Source organism: Stenotrophomonas sp. YJH_SMC_16 (assembly GCF_059367875.1).
The window spans coordinates 302,673-320,034 of the sequence record NZ_JCAFRH010000004.1 but is presented as its reverse complement, the minus strand read 5'-3'; the positions used below and the strand labels follow the sequence as shown (position 1 = coordinate 320,034).

Here is a 17,362-nt window from a genome sequence, read left to right as displayed (position 1 = left end):
TTGGCTCTACATGGGACGTGCGTGGATCAATACGCTGCGGTGATGATCTGCTTCGGGTACTGGTGCGCTTCCAGCTCGGCGACGAACGCTGCACCGTAGTCGGCGTAGCTGATGCGGCTGTGGCCGCTGGTATCGGCCAGGAACGCTTTGGGCTGCACGCGGTACTGGCCGCGCTCTTCGCCCGGGCCGATTTCTGCGGCCGGCGAGAAGAAGGTCCAGTCCAGGTCGTCCACTGCCTGCAGGCGGTTGAACGCCTCGCGATGGGCCAGCGCGTACGGCTTGTAGGCCTCCGGGAAGTCGGGGGTATCGACCAGCTGCACGCCGGGCGCGACTTCCAGGCTGCCGGCACCACCGACCACCACCAGGCGCGGTACACCGGCCTTGCGTGCGGCGGCGGCCAGCTGCGCGGCGACCTCGCCCACACGGCCGATGTCATCGCCGGGGCGCGGGCCGTAGGCACTGGCCAGCACGTCGTGGCCGGCAATGGCGGCGACCAGCGCATCCAGGTCGTCCAGCGAGGCGACCACCGGATGCGCACCGGCCAGTTCAGCCGGAAGGTCCTGCGCGCTGCGCACGATGACAGTGAGTTCGTGGCCGCGGGCCAGCGCGTGGCGGGCGATCTGGCGGCCGATGTTGCCGGTGGAACCAACGAGGGCGATCTTCATGGCAGGACTCCGTGGGGCGGTGTGGGGTGGGAATGGGGTCACTCTAGGCTGCTGCAGTTGATCGAAAAACAGCGTATAACGCGTTTGTTTGTTGCAGGAATCGAGCAGATGGACCGACTGACCGCCATGACCGTGTTCGTCGAGGTGGCCGAGCGCGGCAGCCTCACCGCCGCCGCCGAGGTGCTGGACATGTCGCGGGCGATGGTCTCCCGCTACCTGGCCGAGGTTGAAGGGTGGCTGGGTGCGCGCCTGCTGCACCGGACCACGCGCCGGATCAGCCTGACCGGCCCCGGCGAGGCGGCGCTGGCGCGCTTCCGGCAGATGCTGGCGATCGGCGAAGAACTGCAGGGCGAGCTGGCCAGTGATGATCCCGAGCCGCACGGCACGCTGCGGGTGACCGCCAGCGTGTCGTTCGGGCAGAGCCACCTGGCACGGGCCGTGGCCGGCTTCGTTGCGCGCCATCCGGCGGCACGCATCGAGCTGCTGCTGGTCGACCGCACGGTGAACCTGGTGGAAGAGCGGGTGGACCTGGCCGTGCGCATCGCGCGCCAGATCGACCCCAGCCTGATCGCACGGCGCCTGGCCACCTGCCGCTCGGTGTTGTGCGCGACGCCGTCCTACCTGCAGGCGCGTGGCACGCCGACCGCCCCCGAGCACCTGGCCGCGCACAACTGCCTGACCCACCATTACGTCGGTAAAAGCCTGTGGCAGCTGCACCGCGATGGACGTTCGCTGTCGGTGGCGGTGGGCGGCAACATCAGCGCGAACGAGGCCTCGCTGCTGCTGGAGGCGGTGCGGGCCGGTGCCGGTATCGCCATGCTGCCGACCTACCAGGTGGCGCCGCTGCTGCGCAGTGGCGAGCTGATCGAACTGCTGCCCGAATTCAGCCTGGACGAACTCGGCATTCATGCGGTGTACGCGTCACGGCGCCAGCAGCCCGCTATCATGCGGCGATTCCTGGATTTCCTGGGCGAGTGTTTCGCCAGCCCGGCCTTCCAGGATCTGGATTGGCGCCCACCGGGCAAGGAGAACACATGAACCATGGACAGGCCTTGATCGACCACAACCGTGCTGCCTGGGACCGCCAGGCCAGCGAAGTGCGCGAATGGTCGCGCCCGGTGGAAAGTTCAACGATCGCCGCCGCGCGCGAAGGCCGCTGGCAGGTGCACCTGACGCCCCGCGCGCTGCCGCTGGACTGGATGGGTGATGTGCGCGGCCGTCGCATCCTGTGCCTGGCCTCGGGCGGTGGCCAGCAGGCACCGGTGCTGGCCGCTGCGGGCGCTGACGTCACCGTGTTCGACCTGTCCGACGGGCAGCTGGAACAGGACCGCAGGGTCGCTGCGCGCGATGGCCTGCAGCTGCGCACCGTGCAGGGTGACATGCGCGATCTGCACGTGTTCGCCAACGACAGTTTCGACGTGGTGTTCCACCCGATCTCGAACCTGTACGTGCCTGACGTGCGCCCGGTGTGGACCGAATGCCGCCGTGTGCTGGCACGCGATGGCATGCTGATGGCCAGCTTCTACAACCCGGTGCTGTTCGTCGGTGCGCGCGATCCGCAGCTGGATGCACAGGGCCTGATCCGGCCGCAGTACGCCATTCCCTATTCGGACCTGGAAGACCTGCCGCCAGCCGAGCGCGAGGCGAAGCTGGCACGGGGCGATGCACTGACCTTCGGCCACAGCCTGACCGAACTGATCGGTGGCCAGCTGGATGCCGGCTTCATCATCGATCGCTTCATGGAGGACTGGCAGCCGCAGCCGCGTTTCCTGATCGACCGTTACTTGCCCACGTTCCTGGCTACCCGCGCGCGCCGGATCGGCTGAGGCGGATCGGTGCAAAAACCAGCGGCGTACAATGGACGGCCCCACGTCATGCAGGTGCCGTCCCTTGTCGTATCCCTATCCACTGGTCGTGTTCGACCTTGATGGCACGCTGGTCGACAGCGCAGCTGATATCGCCGAAGCGCTGAACCGCACGCTGGAGGACATCGGTGTGGCACGCGTACCGGAAGCCACGGTGCTGGGCTGGATCGGCGACGGTGTGCGCCGCCTGGTCGAGCAGGCCGTGCATGCCGCGGGTCGTGAGGTCGACCTGGCCGAGGTCATGCCGGTGTTCATGGTGCACTACCGCGAATGCCTGCTGCGTAGCCCGCGCCTGTTCGATGGCGTGGGTGAAGCGCTGGCGCAACTGCGTGCACGCAACGTGCCGCTGGCGATCTGCACCAACAAGCCCGAAGCGCTGGTGCCACCGCTGCTGCAGCACCTGGGCATCGGTGATGCGTTCGCGCTGATACTGGGCGGCGATTCGCTGCCGCAGCGCAAGCCCAGTGGCGAACCGCTGCGGCACATCGCTGCGCACTTCGGGCTGCCGGTGGATGCCTGCCTGATGGTGGGTGATTCGTTGACCGACTACCGCGCCGCCGAAGATGCAGGCATGCCGATCGCGCTGGTGCGTTACGGCTACCCGCGCGGCCTGGACATGGCCACCGCGCATGCCGTGGCGGTGATCGACGATCTGCGTGAATTGCCGGGGTTGGCCGCCGGCGTCCCGGTGTAGAGCCGAGCCCATGCTCGGCTGCTTTGCTGCCTGAGCCGAGCATGGGCTCGGCTCTACAGAGAAAGCGCCGGGAATGCCCGGCGCGTTTCCTCATTTCGGCTGGTAACGCACGCTCAACTGGTACTCACGGCCCGGCTGGTTGAACCACGCCACCGTCTCATACCTGCGGTCGAAAACGTTGGCGGCACGCGCCAGCAGCGACCACTCCGGTGTCAGCGCGTACTCGGTGCGCAGGTCCAGCGTGCCGTAGCCGCCAACCTTCACCGAGTTGCTGGCGTTGTCAAAGCGCTTGCCCGCGCCCTGTACGGTCAGGCCGGCGCGGAAATCGCCGAAGCGACGGTCAATGTCCAGGCGCGCAGTCTGCTGTGCACGGCGCGGCAGCCAGTTGTCAAACTGGGTGCTGCCGTGGGTGCGGTTGCGCGGGTCGGTGTAGCTCAGCTGCGCGTTGATGTCGAAGCCGGCCAGCAGCACGCCACCGGTCAGCTCGGCACCACGGATGCGCGCCTTCTCCACCTGCTGCATTTTCATCGTGGACGCATCGTAGGTGATCAGGTCATCGATGCGGGTTTCGTACACATCCATGCCCCAGTGCCAGCCCTGGCCCTGCTGCGAAACGCCGAGGTTGGCGCTCTTGGACTTCTCCGGATTCAACGTCGGCACGCCGCTCCACGGGTCGTACAGGTCGCTGAAGGTCGGTGCCTTGAACGCGGTGCCGTAGCTGGCGTTGACGCGCAGGCCGTGGCCCAGTTCCATCGCCCAGCCAACGCTGCCGGTGGCGTGGTTGCCGAACTGCTGGTTGTCGTCGTTGCGGGCGCTGGCCTGCAGTTGGTGGCGGCCGAAGCGGCCCTGGTACTGCACGAACACGCCGGTGTTGCGGCGGCTGTCGACGAGATACCCGGCGCTGCTGCCGTCCAGATTGTCTTCGCTCCAGTCCACGCCGGCACTCAGCAGCTGGCCCTCGGCCACACCGAAGTCACCCTGCAGCGAGGCGCTGTCACGATGAGTCTGCGCGCTGCCAAACACCCCCGGTGCGCCGAAGTTGTCGGACTCATTGTCGCTGCGGCCGACGTTGGCGGTGAACGCCAGGCGCTCCGACGGGGTGTAGCGCACCTTGCCGGCCAGCACCTGCTGGCGGGTCTCGGAGTAGTTGTAGTAGCCGTCGTAATGGTTCTTGCCATCGGCGCGCAGTGCGCTGCCTTCCACGTTCCACTGGTCGTTGAAGCTGTAACCGCCGTGCAGGCTCTTGGACAGGTTGCGGTAGCCGTCGCGGTCGTGCTCGTCGGCAAAGCAGCCCGCGGTGAACACCGAGGAAGAACCGCGGCAGGCATCGATGCCGTCGGAATGCTGGTAGGCGATGTCGGCACCGAACCAGCCGCGCTCGGTGCCGCCACCAATGCCGCCGCTGGCTTCGCGCAGCCCGTTGCTGCCGCCACCGAGCTGGAAGTGCGGAGCGAAATCGCCCTGGTTGCGACGGGTGAAGATCTGGATCACGCCACCGATGGCGTCGGCACCGTACAGACTGGACTGCGGGCCGCGAACGATTTCGACGCGCTCGATCTGCGCCAGCGGCAGGTCCTGGTACATGGCCAGGCCGAGGTCGGCACTGTTGATGCGCACGCCGTCGACCAGCACCACGGTGTGGCCCGAGTTGGTGCCGCGCAGGAACAGCGAGCTCTGCTTGCCGAGGCCGCCGGCATTGGTCAGGTTGATGCCGGCGCGGCCGCGCAGCAGCTCCTGCAGCGAGGTGGCCTGGCTGGATTCGATCTGCGCGCGGTCGATCACCTGCGCCGGCGCGATACTGTCCTGCAGCGCGATCGGGGTGCGGGTGGCGGTGACCAGGATCTGGTCGAGCGCAGTGGTGTCATCGGCGGCCTGGGCCAGCGCGGGCAGGGTGGCCAGCACGGCCAGGGACAGCATTCGGGACTGCAGCTTCATGGGGGACTCCAGGTGCCACGCACGCCCGCGTGGCGAAGGGGAGGAGCCGCGAAGGCAGGCATGCGCCGACGCCGCAGCGCAGGCTGCGGTCATCCAGCGCCATGCCCACCGCATCGCGACCTGAGGCTTCCGGGCCGGTCTCCGGGCTTGCCGCCGGGTGGCCTGGGGCCACCGTCCAGGCGCCTTCCCATGCCTGCGGCACAGTGGCGGTGTTGCCTGGAACTGACGTGCTTACCGTTGCGGGGGCAGCGCCGGCCTGGCGTGGAATCACGCGTCACCGGCTTCCCGTTTCAACCTGCCGGCCACGGCCGCAGGTCACCTGGAAGTGCGCGCAGTCTACGGCATCGCAGGCGGCCCGTAGCGCCGCGCGTGCTCGACTGCCTTTGCCGTGCCTTTAGAATGGCCCCTTGATCCCGTGGTGCCGTTGCCGATGTCCGCCTGTTTTCCGCTGTTCCCGCGTCGCCTGTACAGGACGCGCGCATGATCCTCGACCTGGTCCGCCATGCCGGCAACGGTCGCGATGAGTTCCTCGATGGCCGCAACGATCCGCCGCAGCTGGCCCGCCTGCCGCAGGAACTGGTCGACGCCTACGCCGCGCAGCCCTGGGAGCGGGTGATCAGTTCGCCACGGCTGCGCTCGCTGCACACGGCGATGGCCCTGGCCACCCCGCGTGGGCTGGACGTGGAAGCGGACGAGGAATGGGAAGAGCTGGATTTCGGCGATTGGGACGGGCAGTCGCTGTTCGACCTGCCGGAGGATGCACTGGCGGCCTTCCACGCCGATCCGCATGCATTCCCGCCGCCCAACGGCGAAAGCTGGGGCCACTTTGAACGGCGCATCGCGCGCGCGCTCGATCGCCTGCTTGATGAGGACGATCCGGTGCCGACGCTGGTGGTCAGCCATGGTGGCCCGCTGCGCATGGTGCTGTCGCAGGTCTGCGGCCTGCCAATGTCGTTGTGCTGGGCCCTGCGCATCGACCACGGCACGCGGCTGCGGGTGTGGCTGGAACGCGGTGAGGTCGGGCTGGTGGGCGAGCTGCTGGAGCTGCAGCAGCCCTGATCTGCTCTTGTAGAGCCGAGCCATGCTCGGCTGCACTTCGATCAGAAAAGCCAGCCGAGCGTGGGCTCGGCGCTACAGAAGGGCGCGGCTCAATCCTCGTCCGCGCCCTCGGCAACGCTGTCTTCAGCGTCATCGTCGGCATCGAAGCGCTGCTCATGTACCGGGCCCGACGCCGGGCCGGCCGCCTTCAGCGGATGCGCGGCGATGCGTGCTTCGTAATCCTGCACCAGCGCCTCACGCTGCGGCTCGCTCAGTTCCTGCCAGTGGCAGTCCAGCAGCGCGCCTTCCAGCGAGTACAGCAGGTTCAGGCTGGGCTTGAAGCCCGCGCGCTTGACCTTGACGAAGGCGCCGACTGCGCCGGTCGCAACCAGGTCCTCGCGGCTGCGCAGGCCGACCTGGCGCAGCCACGCCGCACTTTTCGGGCCGATGTTGCGCAGCTTCGGTGCGCTCATCCCAGCGCCTCGACGAACACGCGGGCGATGGCTTCCAGGCCGGCCTGGTCGTCGGCATCGAAGCGTCCGACCTTCGGGCTGTCGATATCGAACACGCCGATCAGTTCATCACCGCGCAGCAGCGGCACCACCAGCTCCGAACGCGAGGCAGAATCGCAGGCGATGTGGCCGGGGAAGGCATCGACGTCGTCCACGCGCTGGGTCACGCGCTGGCTGGCGGCGGCACCACACACGCCCTTGTCCAGCGGAATGCGCACGCAGGCCGGCAGGCCCTGGAACGGGCCGACCACCAGCTCCTTGCCGTCGTACAGGTAGAAGCCCACCCAGTTCAGGTCGGGCAGGGCGTGGTAGACCAGTGCCGAGAGGTTGGCCGCGTTGGCGATGCGGTCGGACTCGGCGTAGACCAGGCCACGGGCCTGTTCCAGCAGCTGGGCGTATTGTTCCGGCTTGCTGCCGGTGAGCGAGGCATTGGCGAACATGCCTGCAGTCTAGCAAGCGCGCCGGGCCGGCGATAATGCACGCACTGTTGCCCTGTTGGAGCCCATCGATGCCGTTGCCCGCTACGCTGCCGCCCGCCCTGTTCGTTACCGGCACCGACACCGAAATCGGCAAGACCGCGGCCAGCACCGCGCTGCTGCATGCACTGCGCCAGCGTGGCCTGCGCGCGGTGGGCATGAAGCCCGTGGCCAGCGGCAGCGAGGATCTGGGGCAGGGCCTGCGCAACGAAGACGCATTGGCGCTGCAGGCGGCCAGCTGGCCGGTACCGGACTACGCGGATCTGAACCCGTACGCGCTGCGGCAGCCGCTGGCACCGGAGCTGGCTGCTGCCGAGGATGGTGTGCAGGTTGAACTGGCGCCGATCTTGGCTGCGTTCGAACGACTGCGTGCGCAGGCCGATGTGGTGGTGGTGGAGGGCGTGGGCGGTTGGCTGGCGCCGGTTTCGGCCACGCTGGATCAGCTCGATCTGGTGCGCGCACTGAAGTTGCCGGTGCTGCTGGTGGTGGGCATGCGGCTGGGCTGCGTGAACCACGCGCGGCTGACTGCGCAATCACTGCAGGCCAGCGGCGTGGACTGTCTGGGCTGGATCGGCAACCACATCGACCCGGCGATGCAGCGCCAGGTCGAGAACGTGGCCACGCTGCAGCAGCGCCTGCCGATGCCGTGCTGGGGGCGGCTGCCCAATCTTCCGGGGGCGGATGGCCAGATCCTGAGCACGCACCTGCTCGATTGACCTGCCTACTGTAGAGCCGAGCCCATGCTCGGCTCAGTGGGGGACCATTGGCGAAGGGCAGCCGAGCGTAGGCTCGGCTCTACAGGAGCTGGCGCGCCGCCAGCTCCCGCGCAATCGCACCCAGCCGCTCCACCGCGCCGATGAAGCGCGCATCCAGCGTCTGGCAGCACGACAGCCGCAGGCAATGCCGGTAGCGCGCGCCGCGCGAATACACCTGGCCGGGCATGAACGCGATATCCTCCTGCAGTGCACGCTCGAACAGCTCGCGCGTATCCACGCCCGGCAGTTCCAGCCACAGCAGGAATCCGCCCTGTGGTTCGGTGGCGCGGGTACCGGGCGGGAAATGTTCGGCCACCAGCTGGCGCAGCCGCCCCACCTGTTCGCGATACAGACGACGCATGCGATGCAGGTGGTGCTCGTAGCTGCCCGCTTCCAGATAGGCCGCCACCGCGTCGCCAAGCAGCTGCGGCTCGCCACCGGTGGACTGGAATTTCAGCAGCGCGATGCGCTCGGCGAAGCGGCCGCCATCCAGCCAGCCGATGCGGTAATCCGGCGCCAGCGTCTTGGAGAAACCACCGACCACCATCACCCAGCCGTCGCGATCAAAGGCCTTCAGCAAGGGTGCCGGCGGTTCGCAGAACTGCAGCTCGGCATACACCGCATCTTCGATCAGTGGCAGCTGGCGCGCGTTGACCAGTTCTGCCAGGCGTTGCTTGGCCACTGTCGGCATGGTGCAGCCCAGCGGGTTGTGCACGGTCGGCATCACCACCAGTGCGGCCAGCGGCGTGTGCTCGAGCAGCGCATCCAGCGCATCCACGTCGAGCCCGTGCTGCGGGTGTGTGGGCAGTTCGATGGCCTGCAGGCCCAGGTTGGCCAACAACGGGTAGAGGTTGAAGTAGGACGGCGCCTCGATGCCCACCGCATCACCTGGCTGGGTGACTGCACGCAACGCCAGCTGCAGCGCTTCCATTGCACCGTGGGTCAGCAGCAGGCGCTCGGCGTGGGTGTGCAGGCCCATGCGCGGACCACGGCGCACGATCTGCGCCAGCAGCCGCGGCGAACCATTCGGGCGCGCGTAGGTCTCCACCGTCTGCTGGCCATGGCGCAGTACCTGCGCGGTGTGCCTGGCCAACTGCGCGCCGGGGTAGAACTGGCGACCGCGCGGGCCGGCGAAGGCCAGGTCGATCACGCCCGGGCGGCGCTGTGCTTCCAGCACGCGGGCCATCAGTACCTGCTGCAGTGGTGCAGTGGGCGCGGACGGGGTATCGCGCAGCGAACGCTCCGGCACCGACAGTCGCGGCGCCACCTCGAAACCGGCCTTGGGCCGCGGAATCACCAGGCCGGCGTCCTCCAGCTGGCGATAGGCGGCAATAACCGTGTTCAGGCTGAGCCTGCGCTGCAGGGCCATCTGTCGCAGCGAGGGCAGGCGGCTGCCTACTGGAAGCCGGCCGCCGTGGATGGCCTCGGCCAGTTCGTCGGACAGCCGTTGGTAGCGGGGTGGGATCATCGCGCTCTGGTCATCTGTATCCATCGAATTTCCCGCCATCTGGTGCTGTACCCATGATGATGGCGAGACTAGCATGTCGTTGTCGGCCGGGCTTGATCGGGGCGCGGCCGATACTTCCCAAGCGCACGGCTGGATGGCCGTGCGTCTTTTTTTTTGTGTGTAGAGCCGAGCATCGATCAGCCCTAGGGGAAATGCCGTCAGCGCATCGGCACCAGCGCCGCATCGCGCCGGTACAACGCCGGGAACTGCTTGCCCAGCGCGGCCAGCTTCGGTGCGTCGTAGTAGCGGATGTAGGCCGCCTGCGGGTAGTTCGTCATGTAGTTCTGGTGGTAGCTCTCGGCCGGGTAGAAGTGCTGGCCGCTGACCAGCTGGGTGACGATCGGCGCACGGTAGCTGCCGGTCTGGCCGAGCTGGGCAATGTAGGCGCGGCTGGCAGCCTGCTGGCGTGCGTCGTCAGTGAAAATCGCCGATCGGTACTGGCTGCCGTGGTCCGGCCCCTGGCGGTTGAGCTGGGTCGGGTCGTGCACTACCGAGAAGAACACCTGCATCAGCTGCCCGTAGCTGACCTGGCGCGGGTCGTAGTCGATTTTCACCGCTTCTGCGTGACCGGTACGTCCGCTACTGACGCGCTCGTAGCGTGCATCGGCGCCGCTGCCACCGATGTAGCCGGACACCGCATTGCTCACGCCTTTGACGTGCTGGAACACACCCTGCACGCCCCAGAAGCAACCACCGGCGAACACCACGCTGGCGTGGGGGGCGTCATCGCGGAACGCGGCGTCGCCCGTGGGTGCCGGTAGCGCCTGGGTCTGCGCGCTGGCTTCGAGCGGTGCCGCGATGGCGCCGTGGTCAACGAGTAGCACACCGGCGATCAATGCCGTGGCCACCAGACCTGCAACACCGGCGGCGATGCCCTGTTCAAAGGAGAGTTTCATCGTGTCCTCCCGGTTCAACCGAAGGTGAAGGCATAGGCCTGCACGCCCGCGTCGAGGAACTCGATCTCGAAGCGGTGCGGGCCGACCGTGCCGCGTTGGCGCACCAGCTGGTACAGACGGTGCTCGTTGACCACACCGCTGCCATCGGCACCGACATCGCTGCCGGCATCGGCGGCAGGCAGTGGCTTGCCGTCCAACAACACGCGGAAGCGCACCGGCTTTCCTTCCTGGGTCGGCGCCAGCACCAGGTGCAGGTCGCGCGCATGGAACTGGAAGGCGATGCGGCCACCGGCCTGCTGCAACTGCGCAGCCTCGTCGGTGACGGTCCAGCGCCCCGACAGTCCCCACTGGTTCAACGCCAGGGTGGCCGGCAAGGTGTAGTCGAATGCCGCATCGTTGCGCTGCCCGCCGGGCGAGGCGAACTGCTCGGCGCGGGCGTGGCCCAGATAGGTTTCCGGTGAGCGCAGATTGCCCATGTCGGCCTGCGCGGCCACGCCCTTCAGGTCGGCGGCAGCGGGATCGGCCGGTGGTGGCAGATTCGTCTGTCCGGCTTCGGTCAGCAGTCGACGGATCATCTGTTCCGAGCGCGCGTAGTTGCCTTCGCCGAACTGGTGGCCGCGGATGTTGCCCTGCGCGTCGACGAAGTACTGCGCCGGCCAGTAGCGGTTGTTGAACGCACGCCAGATCGTGTACTGGTTGTCGAGCGCTACCGGGTACTCGACCTTGAGTTGCTGCACGGCCTTCATCACATTGCGCGGGTCACGTTCGAAGGCGAACTCCGGCGTGTGCACGCCGACCACCACCAGGCCGTGGTCACGGTAGCGGCGTTCCCATTCGTGCACGAACGGCATCGCGCGCAGGCAGTTGATGCAGGAGTACGTCCAGAAATCGACCAGTACCACCTTGCCGCGCAGCTGCTGGGCCGCCAGCGGTGGGCTGTTGAGCCAGCCGGTGGCGCCGTCCAGCGCGGGCAGGGTGCCTTCCACCGGCAGCGGTGCATCGGCTGCGGCGTTGGCACCGGCCATCATCATCATCGGCGGTGCCGCCGGCTGCGCGCCGGGTACCGCATCCAGCAGGCCCTGCTCGATGCGTGCGGTGCTGACCGTCGAAAGACGGGTGAGCAGGCCGGTATCCCAGCCCATGCCGATCGCCACCACCGCCAGCAGCGCGGCTACGCCCAGCACCTTGCGTAGTGCGTCGCCGAGGCCAAGCCGCGCCTGCAGCGCACGGAACACACGACCGCCCACCCACACCGCCAGTGCCAGCGCGGTGATCGCGCCCAGAGCATACGCCAGCAGCAGGGTGCTGGTGCCGACGCTGGCACCGTGCAGGGCGGCGCCGGTCAGCACCAGACCGAGGATCGGTCCGGCGCACGGTGCCCACAGCAGGCCAGTGGCGATGCCGATCAGCAGCGAGGTCCACGCGCCGCCACGCCCTGCGGCATCAGCCGCGTCGGCACGTGCGCTCAGGCGGGCACCCACGCGTTGGAATGGCGCCAGCAGATGGTCGGCCAGTCGTGGCCACAGCAGGGCGACTGCGAACAACGCCATCAGCAGCAGGGCGATCCAGCGTCCAACCTGGTTGGCCTGCGCCACCCATTGGCTGCCCACCGCGGCCAGGCTGGCGACCACGGTGAACGTGATTGCCATGCCCAGCAGCAGCGGCAGCGTGCTGCGCAGGAAGGGGCGGTCGGCACGTGCGAACACGAACGGCAGTACCGGCAGGATGCACGGGCTGAGCAGGGTCAGCGCGCCCCCCAGGTAGGCAAGCAGCAACAGCAGCATGGTCAGGCTCCGGAAGTGGTGGAAGAACCGACCGGCACGCGCCAGCCGTCAGCGGTGCCATCTCCGGCACCGGGAACGAACACCATGGCTGCACCGTTCATGCAGTAGCGCAGCCCGGTCGGGCGCGGGCCGTCGTTGAACACGTGGCCGAGATGGCCGCCGCAGCGGCGGCAGTGCACTTCCACCCGCAGCATCCCGAAGGTGACGTCGCGGTCTTCGCCGATGGCGTTGTGCAGCGGCGCCCAGAAGCTGGGCCAGCCGGTGCCGCTCTCGAACTTGGTGGAGGAGGAGAACAGGGGCAGCGCACAGCCGGCGCAGGCAAACGTGCCCTGGCGGTGTTCCTTGTTGAGCGGGCTGCTGTACGGGCGCTCGGTGGCTTGCTGGCGCAGCACCGCGTACTGCGCCGGGGTCAGGCGCTGGCGCCATTCGGCATCGCTGTGCATGACCTCGAACTGTCGTGCCGGACGTGCTTCAGCGGCGGCCGGGGCGGCACGGCTGCAGGCCCCCAGGCCGAGCAGGCCGGCGGCGGTGGCAACACCGCCCAGGCCCAGCAGGTGGCGGCGGGTGAGGGACATGGCGGACTCCGGGATGGGGCGACGGGGCCATGCTGCGCCCGCCCGGGTCAACGAATCCTCACGCAGGATTCAATTTTTCGTGAGGTATCGACGGCCGTCCCGCGCCACAATGCGGGCAGCCTCCCCACTGGCCCCGAGCTGCCGATGTCCACCAAACGCGTGCTGATCGTTGAAGACGACGCCCACATCGCCGACCTGCTGCGCATGCACCTGGGCGATGAGGGCTACGACGTCGCCCACGCCGCCAGCGGCGATGCCGGCCTGCGCCTGCTTGAGCAGGAAGGGCCATGGGATGCGCTGGTGCTGGACGTGATGCTGCCCGGCGTGGACGGCCTGCAGGTCTGCCAGCGTGCACGCGCGATGGCGCGTTATGTGCCGATCATCATCATCAGTGCGCGTGGCAGCGAAACGCAGCGCATCGTTGGCCTGGAACTGGGTGCGGATGACTACCTGGCGAAGCCCTTCTCGATGCCGGAACTGGTGGCCCGCGTGCGTGCGCTGCTGCGCCGGGCCGAGGCGATGGCGCAGAGCGCGCGCATCGATGCCGGTGCGATCGAGCTGGGCGGGCTGCAGCTGGACCCGGTCGCGCGCACCGCTTCGGTGGATGGCAACGCGCTGGAACTGACCCCGCGTGAGTTCGACCTGCTGTTGTTCTTTGCCCGTCATCCGGACCAGGTGTTCGCGCGCATGGAGCTGCTCAACCAGGTATGGGGCTACCAGCACGACGGTTACGAGCACACGGTCAATACCCACATCAATCGGCTGCGCAGCAAGATCGAGCCGGACCCGGCCAACCCGCGGCGGCTGCTGACGGTGTGGGGGCGCGGCTACAAGCTGGTCGATCCGGCCGGGGCGGCGGCATGATCAAGCCGAACCTGTGGCAGAAGCTGGCAGCGGTGATCGCCGCGCTGATGCTGATGTGCTGCATGGCGCTGCTGGCACTGCAGATGCGTGCCAACACCCGCCACGAGCAGGAGGTGGTGCAGCGGCTGTCGCTGGGCCTGGCCGAGCACATCGCCCAGCGCAGCGAGCTGATGGATACCAGCGGCATGCGCGATGCCGCGGTGCGCGCGCTGTTCGGCCAGTTGATGGCGGTCAACCCCAGCGTCGAGGTCTACCTGCTGGACGACCAGGGCCGCATCCTCGGCCACGATGCGCCCAGTGGGCACCTGGTGCGCAACCGGGTGGACGTGGCGCCACTGCGCCGCCTGCTGGCCGGTGCGCCGTTGCCGATCCTGGGCGATGACCCGCGCAGTGCGGATGGGCGCAAGGTGTTCAGTGCAGCACCGCTGATCGTGCAGGGCCGGCAGGCCGGCTATGTGTACGTGGTGCTGGTCGGCGAGCACCGGCAGATGCTGGCCGACGATCTTGCCGCCGGCAGCCAGTGGAACACCACCTGGTGGTCGGTGGTGCTGGTCGGCAGCCTGGGCCTGCTGGCCGGGCTGGTGGCGTTCTACTGGGTGACCCGCCCGCTGCGACGGCTGACCCGGCGCATCCAGGCGTTCGACATCGACGCACCCACGCCATTGCCGCCGCCGGAGCCGCTGCGCCCCGGCGAGCGCGACGAACTGGTGATCCTCGAACACGCGCACGCACAGATGGCGCAGCGGCTGGGAGAGCAATGGCAGCAGCTGCGCCAGCAGGACCTGCAGCGCCGCGAGCTGGTCGCCAACATCTCCCATGACCTGCGTACGCCGTTGTCGTCACTGCACGGCTATCTGGAAACGCTGGCATTGAAGGACGCCACGCTGTCGCCGGATGAGCGCCGCCGCTACCTCGGTATCGCGCTGGCGCAGAGTGCCAAGGTAGGTCGGCTTGCGCGTGCACTGTTCGAGCTGGCGCGGCTGGAACATGGCGAAGTGCGCCTGGAGTGGGAAGTGTTCGCGCTGCCGGAACTGCTGCAGGACGTACTGCAGAAGTTCGAGCTGGCCGCGCAGGCGCGCAACCAGCGCCTGCACGCCGGGTTCCCGCCGGGCCTGCCGCTGGTGCGTGCCGATCTGGGCCTGGTCGAGCGGGTGCTGACCAACCTGCTCGACAACGCGTTGCGGCATGCGCCGGAGGGTGGCCGGATCGAGGTGTGCCTGCGCGCGACGCCGGACAGCGTTGAGGTGAGTGTTGCCGACGACGGCCCCGGCGTAGCCCCCGCGCTGCGTGCGCAGCTGTTCCAGGCGCCGGCCGCGCTGGGCGCACGACGCGGTGACAACGGTGGCCTCGGCTTGCTGATCGTGCAGCGCATCGTGCAGCTGCATGGGCGCCGCATCGAACTGCGCGACAGCGAGCGGGGTGCGCTGTTCGTGTTTGCCTTGCCGCGCGCGGAACCGGCGGTCTAGCAGGTCGTCTCGCTCTCCACGGCACCGCCGCTTTCCAGTGGCAGGTGCAGGCGGATGCAGGCACCGCCCAGTTCGGAGTCGATCACTTCAACGTGGCCGCCATGCTTGTCGGCCACCACCTGCACCAGCGCCAGGCCGAGGCCGAAACCGGGGCTGCCCGGATCCAACCGCACATAGGGTTGCAGCACCTGGCCGCGCAGTTCGGGCGCGATGCCGGGGCCGTCGTCCTCCACCTGCAGGCACAGCCAGCCATCGTTGACGGTGCTGGCGATGCGGATCTGCCGCCGCGCGTAGCGCAGGGCATTGCCGAGCAGGTTGCGCAACGCCAGTTCCAGCATGTGCCGGTTGACGTTGACCAGCCCTGCCGGCGACAGCGCCTGCTGCACGGGCATCGGCAGCGGCGCGAACTGGGCCACCACGCCGCGCACCAGTGCCGCCAACTGCAGGCGCTGGCGGGTCAGCTGGTGACAGCGACCGAGTGCGGCGTACTCGACGCCGGCGTCGGTGAGGTGCTGCAGCCGATCGACATCGGTGCGCAGGCCGCCCAGCGCATCGCGCTGTATCTCGTCCAGCGCAGTGTCCTCCAGGTCGGCCAGGCCGAAGCGCATCCGTGCCAGCGGCGTGCGGACCTCGTGTGCCACCGCCTGGGCCAGCACGCGCTGGCTTTCCAGCAGCTGCTGCAGCTGCTCGGCCATGTGATTGAAGGCATTGGCCAGCGGCCGCACCAGCGCGGTGCCGGCGCGTGGCGCGCGCGTGTCCAGCTGGCCGTCGCGCATCTGCCGGGCGGCCTGGGCCAGCTGCGAGACGTCGCGCCACAGGCGGTAGACCATCACGTACATCGGCAGCGCCACGGCCACCATCAGGATCAGCAGCAGGATCGCCACGCCGGACACTTCGCTGTCCTGCCACCCCTCATCGGGCAGTGCTTCGTCCAGTGGCCCCAGCATCACGGCATAGTCGCTGTCACCGATCCGCTGCAGGCTGCGCATGTGTTCGAGGTCGATCTGCACCCGGCCGTTGTTGAGCGGCGGTCGCTGGCTGGCCGACAGCTCCTTTTCCGCCTCGGCCAGCGGCACCATCCGCAGGGCATAGGCGAAGTCGGCGTCGAGCCCGCGTGCCAGCGCCGGCCATTGCTCGCGCGGTGTTTCCGCGAAGCGTTGCTGCAGCAGCGCATGGGTGCCACGCATCTCGGCCAGCAGGCTGGCTTCGGTGCGGTCTTCCAGCAGCGCATCCCAGGCCCACAGGCCCAGCACGATCAGCAGCAGGTGGGCGACCAGGAAGCCGATGCCGTAGCGCAGGAAGTGGAAGGCGTGGCCGCGCATCGCCGAAGGCGTGCGCTTCATCCCCATGCCGAGCGGCTGAACAGGTAGCCGCGTCCACGCACGGTCTTGATCCGCTCCGGTTGTTCAGGGTTGTCGCCCAGCTTGCGGCGCAGGCGCGAGATGCGTGCATCGATCGAACGGTCCAGGCCATCAAAGGCGATGCCACGCAGGCCGCGCAGCAGTGCATCGCGGTCCAGGATCTGGCCGGCGTTGCTGGCCAGCAGGAACAGCAGGTCGAACTCGGCCGTGGTCAGCTCCAGCAGGCCGCCCTGCAGGTGCACATTGCGGGTGGACGGGTCGATGTTCAGCTCGCCGAAGCGCAGGCTGCCGTCGCGCGGTTCGACCCGGCGATGGCGGCGCAGGTGCGCACGCAGGCGGGCCAGCAGCACCCGCGGTTCGATGGGTTTGCCGATGTAGTCGTCGGCCCCCAGCTCCAGTCCCAGCACCTGGTCGATGTTATCGGTGCGGGCGGTCAGCACACAGATGATGCCGTCATAGTGGGGCCGGATCTGCCGACACACTTCGAAACCATCCTGGTCGGGCAGGCCGACATCGAGCAGGACCAGGGCCGGCTTCTCGGCCAGGATCCGGGCCACCGCGCGCTCACCACTGCGCTCATGGGCCACCTGGTAGCCATGCCGCTGCAGATAGTCGCTGACCATCGTACCCAGGCGGGCATCGTCTTCGACCAGTACGATATCCAGCATTTTCAAGGCCTCCGTGGGGCATACGTACCGCCACGGCACGAGCGCGGCGATGCTATCCCAGCCTTCGGGCCACCCGGGTCCAGGGGGCGGGCGCCATTCAGCCGGGGTTGCTGGCGCGCGGGCCGGGCCTCAGGCCTGGCAACAACTTGGCGTCCAGCATAGCTTGTTGCCGTTACAAAACGTTACCTTCGTGATACGTCTGGTGACCATCGCTGACAGCAAAGCGACTGACGCGGGGCAGGTGCGGCGCCGAGCATGGAGTCTCCTCCGCTCCGCGTGCCGTTCCCATGTCGCCCGCCGC

17 protein-coding genes and 1 riboswitch are annotated in these 17,362 nt (G+C 68.3%); of the genes, 7 read left to right on the top strand and 10 right to left on the bottom strand.

The annotated features are described in order from the left end of the window. Positions 1-26: 26 nt before the first annotated feature. The gene (locus AC5P6E_RS11250; RefSeq protein WP_019337999.1) at positions 27-665 is read right to left on the bottom strand and encodes an NAD(P)-dependent oxidoreductase; all 639 of its coding nucleotides are present in this window, start codon (positions 663-665) and stop codon (positions 27-29) included. Between the two features lie 108 nt (positions 666-773). On the opposite strand from AC5P6E_RS11250, the gene AC5P6E_RS11245 reads away from it, so the two are divergent. The 3 genes from AC5P6E_RS11245 to gph all read left to right on the top strand — a co-directional run bounded on the left by AC5P6E_RS11245 (position 774) and on the right by gph (position 3,224). Continuing rightward, entirely contained in the window at positions 774-1,703 is a 930-nt protein-coding gene (locus AC5P6E_RS11245) for a LysR family transcriptional regulator (protein WP_019338000.1), read from the top strand. Then, positions 1,700-2,491 carry a class I SAM-dependent methyltransferase gene (locus AC5P6E_RS11240; RefSeq protein ID WP_019338001.1) on the top strand — a complete coding sequence of 264 codons (792 nt, stop codon included), beginning with the start codon at positions 1,700-1,702 and terminating at the stop codon, positions 2,489-2,491. The genes AC5P6E_RS11245 and AC5P6E_RS11240 overlap by 4 nt, the downstream gene beginning before the upstream one ends. Positions 2,492-2,555: 64 nt before the next feature. Further along, positions 2,556-3,224, top strand: a complete 669-nt coding sequence (gene gph, locus AC5P6E_RS11235) for a phosphoglycolate phosphatase (protein WP_019338002.1) — start codon at positions 2,556-2,558, stop codon at positions 3,222-3,224. Between the two features lie 90 nt (positions 3,225-3,314). On the opposite strand, the gene btuB is transcribed toward gph, so the two are convergent. Beyond that, positions 3,315-5,159, bottom strand: coding sequence for a TonB-dependent vitamin B12 receptor (btuB, locus tag AC5P6E_RS11230; protein ID WP_019338723.1), 1,845 nt, complete (start codon positions 5,157-5,159; stop codon positions 3,315-3,317). A gap of 115 nt (positions 5,160-5,274) precedes the next feature. Then, positions 5,275-5,497: riboswitch (cobalamin riboswitch) on the bottom strand. Between the two features lie 142 nt (positions 5,498-5,639). Here btuB and AC5P6E_RS11225 point away from each other — a divergent pair. Beyond that, positions 5,640-6,218 carry a histidine phosphatase family protein gene (locus tag AC5P6E_RS11225; RefSeq protein WP_010484101.1) on the top strand — a complete coding sequence of 193 codons (579 nt, stop codon included), beginning with the start codon at positions 5,640-5,642 and terminating at the stop codon, positions 6,216-6,218. 89 nt (positions 6,219-6,307) lie between these two features. On the opposite strand, the gene AC5P6E_RS11220 is transcribed toward AC5P6E_RS11225, so the two are convergent. Together AC5P6E_RS11220 and AC5P6E_RS11215 are read right to left on the bottom strand one after the other, a co-directional pair. Beyond that, positions 6,308-6,670 (bottom strand): TfoX/Sxy family protein, encoded by a 363-nt coding sequence (locus tag AC5P6E_RS11220; protein ID WP_010484100.1) that lies wholly within the window; start codon positions 6,668-6,670, stop codon positions 6,308-6,310. Beyond that, entirely contained in the window at positions 6,667-7,149 is a 483-nt protein-coding gene (locus tag AC5P6E_RS11215) for a GAF domain-containing protein (protein WP_004140850.1), read from the bottom strand. Before AC5P6E_RS11215 ends, AC5P6E_RS11220 begins: the two co-directional genes overlap by 4 nt. Before the next feature lie 68 nt (positions 7,150-7,217). Here AC5P6E_RS11215 and bioD point away from each other — a divergent pair, with 68 nt between their 5' ends. Further along, positions 7,218-7,901, top strand: a complete 684-nt coding sequence (bioD, locus tag AC5P6E_RS11210) for a dethiobiotin synthase (RefSeq protein ID WP_495230961.1) — start codon at positions 7,218-7,220, stop codon at positions 7,899-7,901. Between the two features lie 79 nt (positions 7,902-7,980). On the opposite strand, the gene AC5P6E_RS11205 is transcribed toward bioD, so the two are convergent. The 4 genes from AC5P6E_RS11205 to msrB form a co-directional block, all read right to left on the bottom strand. Then, a complete protein-coding gene (locus AC5P6E_RS11205; protein WP_019338725.1) occupies positions 7,981-9,432 on the bottom strand; it encodes an aminotransferase-like domain-containing protein in 1,452 nt (483 codons plus the stop codon). Between the two features lie 173 nt (positions 9,433-9,605). Then, positions 9,606-10,343: a peptide-methionine (S)-S-oxide reductase MsrA gene (msrA, locus tag AC5P6E_RS11200; RefSeq protein ID WP_010484097.1), complete on the bottom strand. Its 738-nt coding sequence runs from the start codon at positions 10,341-10,343 to the stop codon at positions 9,606-9,608. A gap of 14 nt (positions 10,344-10,357) precedes the next feature. Further along, a complete protein-coding gene (locus tag AC5P6E_RS11195; protein WP_019338003.1) occupies positions 10,358-12,127 on the bottom strand; it encodes a redoxin family protein in 1,770 nt (589 codons plus the stop codon). 2 nt (positions 12,128-12,129) lie between these two features. Then, the gene (gene msrB / locus AC5P6E_RS11190) at positions 12,130-12,702 is read right to left on the bottom strand and encodes a peptide-methionine (R)-S-oxide reductase MsrB (protein ID WP_010484095.1); all 573 of its coding nucleotides are present in this window, start codon (positions 12,700-12,702) and stop codon (positions 12,130-12,132) included. 144 nt (positions 12,703-12,846) lie between these two features. Here msrB and AC5P6E_RS11185 point away from each other — a divergent pair, with 144 nt between their 5' ends. Beyond that, positions 12,847-13,566 (top strand): response regulator transcription factor, encoded by a 720-nt coding sequence (locus tag AC5P6E_RS11185; RefSeq protein WP_005407947.1) that lies wholly within the window; start codon positions 12,847-12,849, stop codon positions 13,564-13,566. Beyond that, on the top strand, positions 13,563-15,032 hold the full coding sequence (locus tag AC5P6E_RS11180; protein WP_019338004.1) for a sensor histidine kinase: 1,470 nt from the start codon (positions 13,563-13,565) through the stop codon (positions 15,030-15,032). The genes AC5P6E_RS11185 and AC5P6E_RS11180 overlap by 4 nt, the downstream gene beginning before the upstream one ends. Here AC5P6E_RS11180 and AC5P6E_RS11175 read toward each other — a convergent pair. Beyond that, a complete protein-coding gene (locus tag AC5P6E_RS11175) occupies positions 15,029-16,375 on the bottom strand; it encodes an ATP-binding protein (RefSeq protein WP_019338005.1) in 1,347 nt (448 codons plus the stop codon). The genes AC5P6E_RS11180 and AC5P6E_RS11175 overlap by 4 nt on opposite strands. Next, positions 16,372-17,061: a winged helix-turn-helix domain-containing protein gene (locus AC5P6E_RS11170; RefSeq protein ID WP_010484092.1), complete on the bottom strand. Its 690-nt coding sequence runs from the start codon at positions 17,059-17,061 to the stop codon at positions 16,372-16,374. The genes AC5P6E_RS11175 and AC5P6E_RS11170 overlap by 4 nt, the downstream gene beginning before the upstream one ends. Positions 17,062-17,362: the final 301 nt, after the last annotated feature.

What these genes read in the sequence shown, in the direction of transcription:
- AC5P6E_RS11250 (WP_019337999.1), bottom strand. Translation starts at nt 665, where the DNA reads ATGAAGATCGCCCTCGTTGGTTCCACCGGCAACATCGGCCGCCAGATC.
- AC5P6E_RS11245 (WP_019338000.1), top strand. Translation starts at nt 774, where the DNA reads ATGGACCGACTGACCGCCATGACCGTGTTCGTCGAGGTGGCCGAGCGC.
- AC5P6E_RS11240 (WP_019338001.1), top strand. Translation starts at nt 1,700, where the DNA reads ATGAACCATGGACAGGCCTTGATCGACCACAACCGTGCTGCCTGGGAC.
- btuB (WP_019338723.1), bottom strand. Translation starts at nt 5,159, where the DNA reads ATGAAGCTGCAGTCCCGAATGCTGTCCCTGGCCGTGCTGGCCACCCTG.
- AC5P6E_RS11225 (WP_010484101.1), top strand. Translation starts at nt 5,640, where the DNA reads ATGATCCTCGACCTGGTCCGCCATGCCGGCAACGGTCGCGATGAGTTC.
- AC5P6E_RS11220 (WP_010484100.1), bottom strand. Translation starts at nt 6,670, where the DNA reads ATGAGCGCACCGAAGCTGCGCAACATCGGCCCGAAAAGTGCGGCGTGG.
- AC5P6E_RS11215 (WP_004140850.1), bottom strand. Translation starts at nt 7,149, where the DNA reads ATGTTCGCCAATGCCTCGCTCACCGGCAGCAAGCCGGAACAATACGCC.
- bioD (WP_495230961.1), top strand. Translation starts at nt 7,218, where the DNA reads ATGCCGTTGCCCGCTACGCTGCCGCCCGCCCTGTTCGTTACCGGCACC.
- AC5P6E_RS11205 (WP_019338725.1), bottom strand. Translation starts at nt 9,432, where the DNA reads ATGGATACAGATGACCAGAGCGCGATGATCCCACCCCGCTACCAACGG.
- msrA (WP_010484097.1), bottom strand. Translation starts at nt 10,343, where the DNA reads ATGAAACTCTCCTTTGAACAGGGCATCGCCGCCGGTGTTGCAGGTCTG.
- AC5P6E_RS11195 (WP_019338003.1), bottom strand. Translation starts at nt 12,127, where the DNA reads ATGCTGCTGTTGCTGCTTGCCTACCTGGGGGGCGCGCTGACCCTGCTC.
- msrB (WP_010484095.1), bottom strand. Translation starts at nt 12,702, where the DNA reads ATGTCCCTCACCCGCCGCCACCTGCTGGGCCTGGGCGGTGTTGCCACC.
- AC5P6E_RS11185 (WP_005407947.1), top strand. Translation starts at nt 12,847, where the DNA reads ATGTCCACCAAACGCGTGCTGATCGTTGAAGACGACGCCCACATCGCC.
- AC5P6E_RS11180 (WP_019338004.1), top strand. Translation starts at nt 13,563, where the DNA reads ATGATCAAGCCGAACCTGTGGCAGAAGCTGGCAGCGGTGATCGCCGCG.
- AC5P6E_RS11175 (WP_019338005.1), bottom strand. Translation starts at nt 16,375, where the DNA reads ATGAAGCGCACGCCTTCGGCGATGCGCGGCCACGCCTTCCACTTCCTG.
- AC5P6E_RS11170 (WP_010484092.1), bottom strand. Translation starts at nt 17,061, where the DNA reads ATGCTGGATATCGTACTGGTCGAAGACGATGCCCGCCTGGGTACGATG.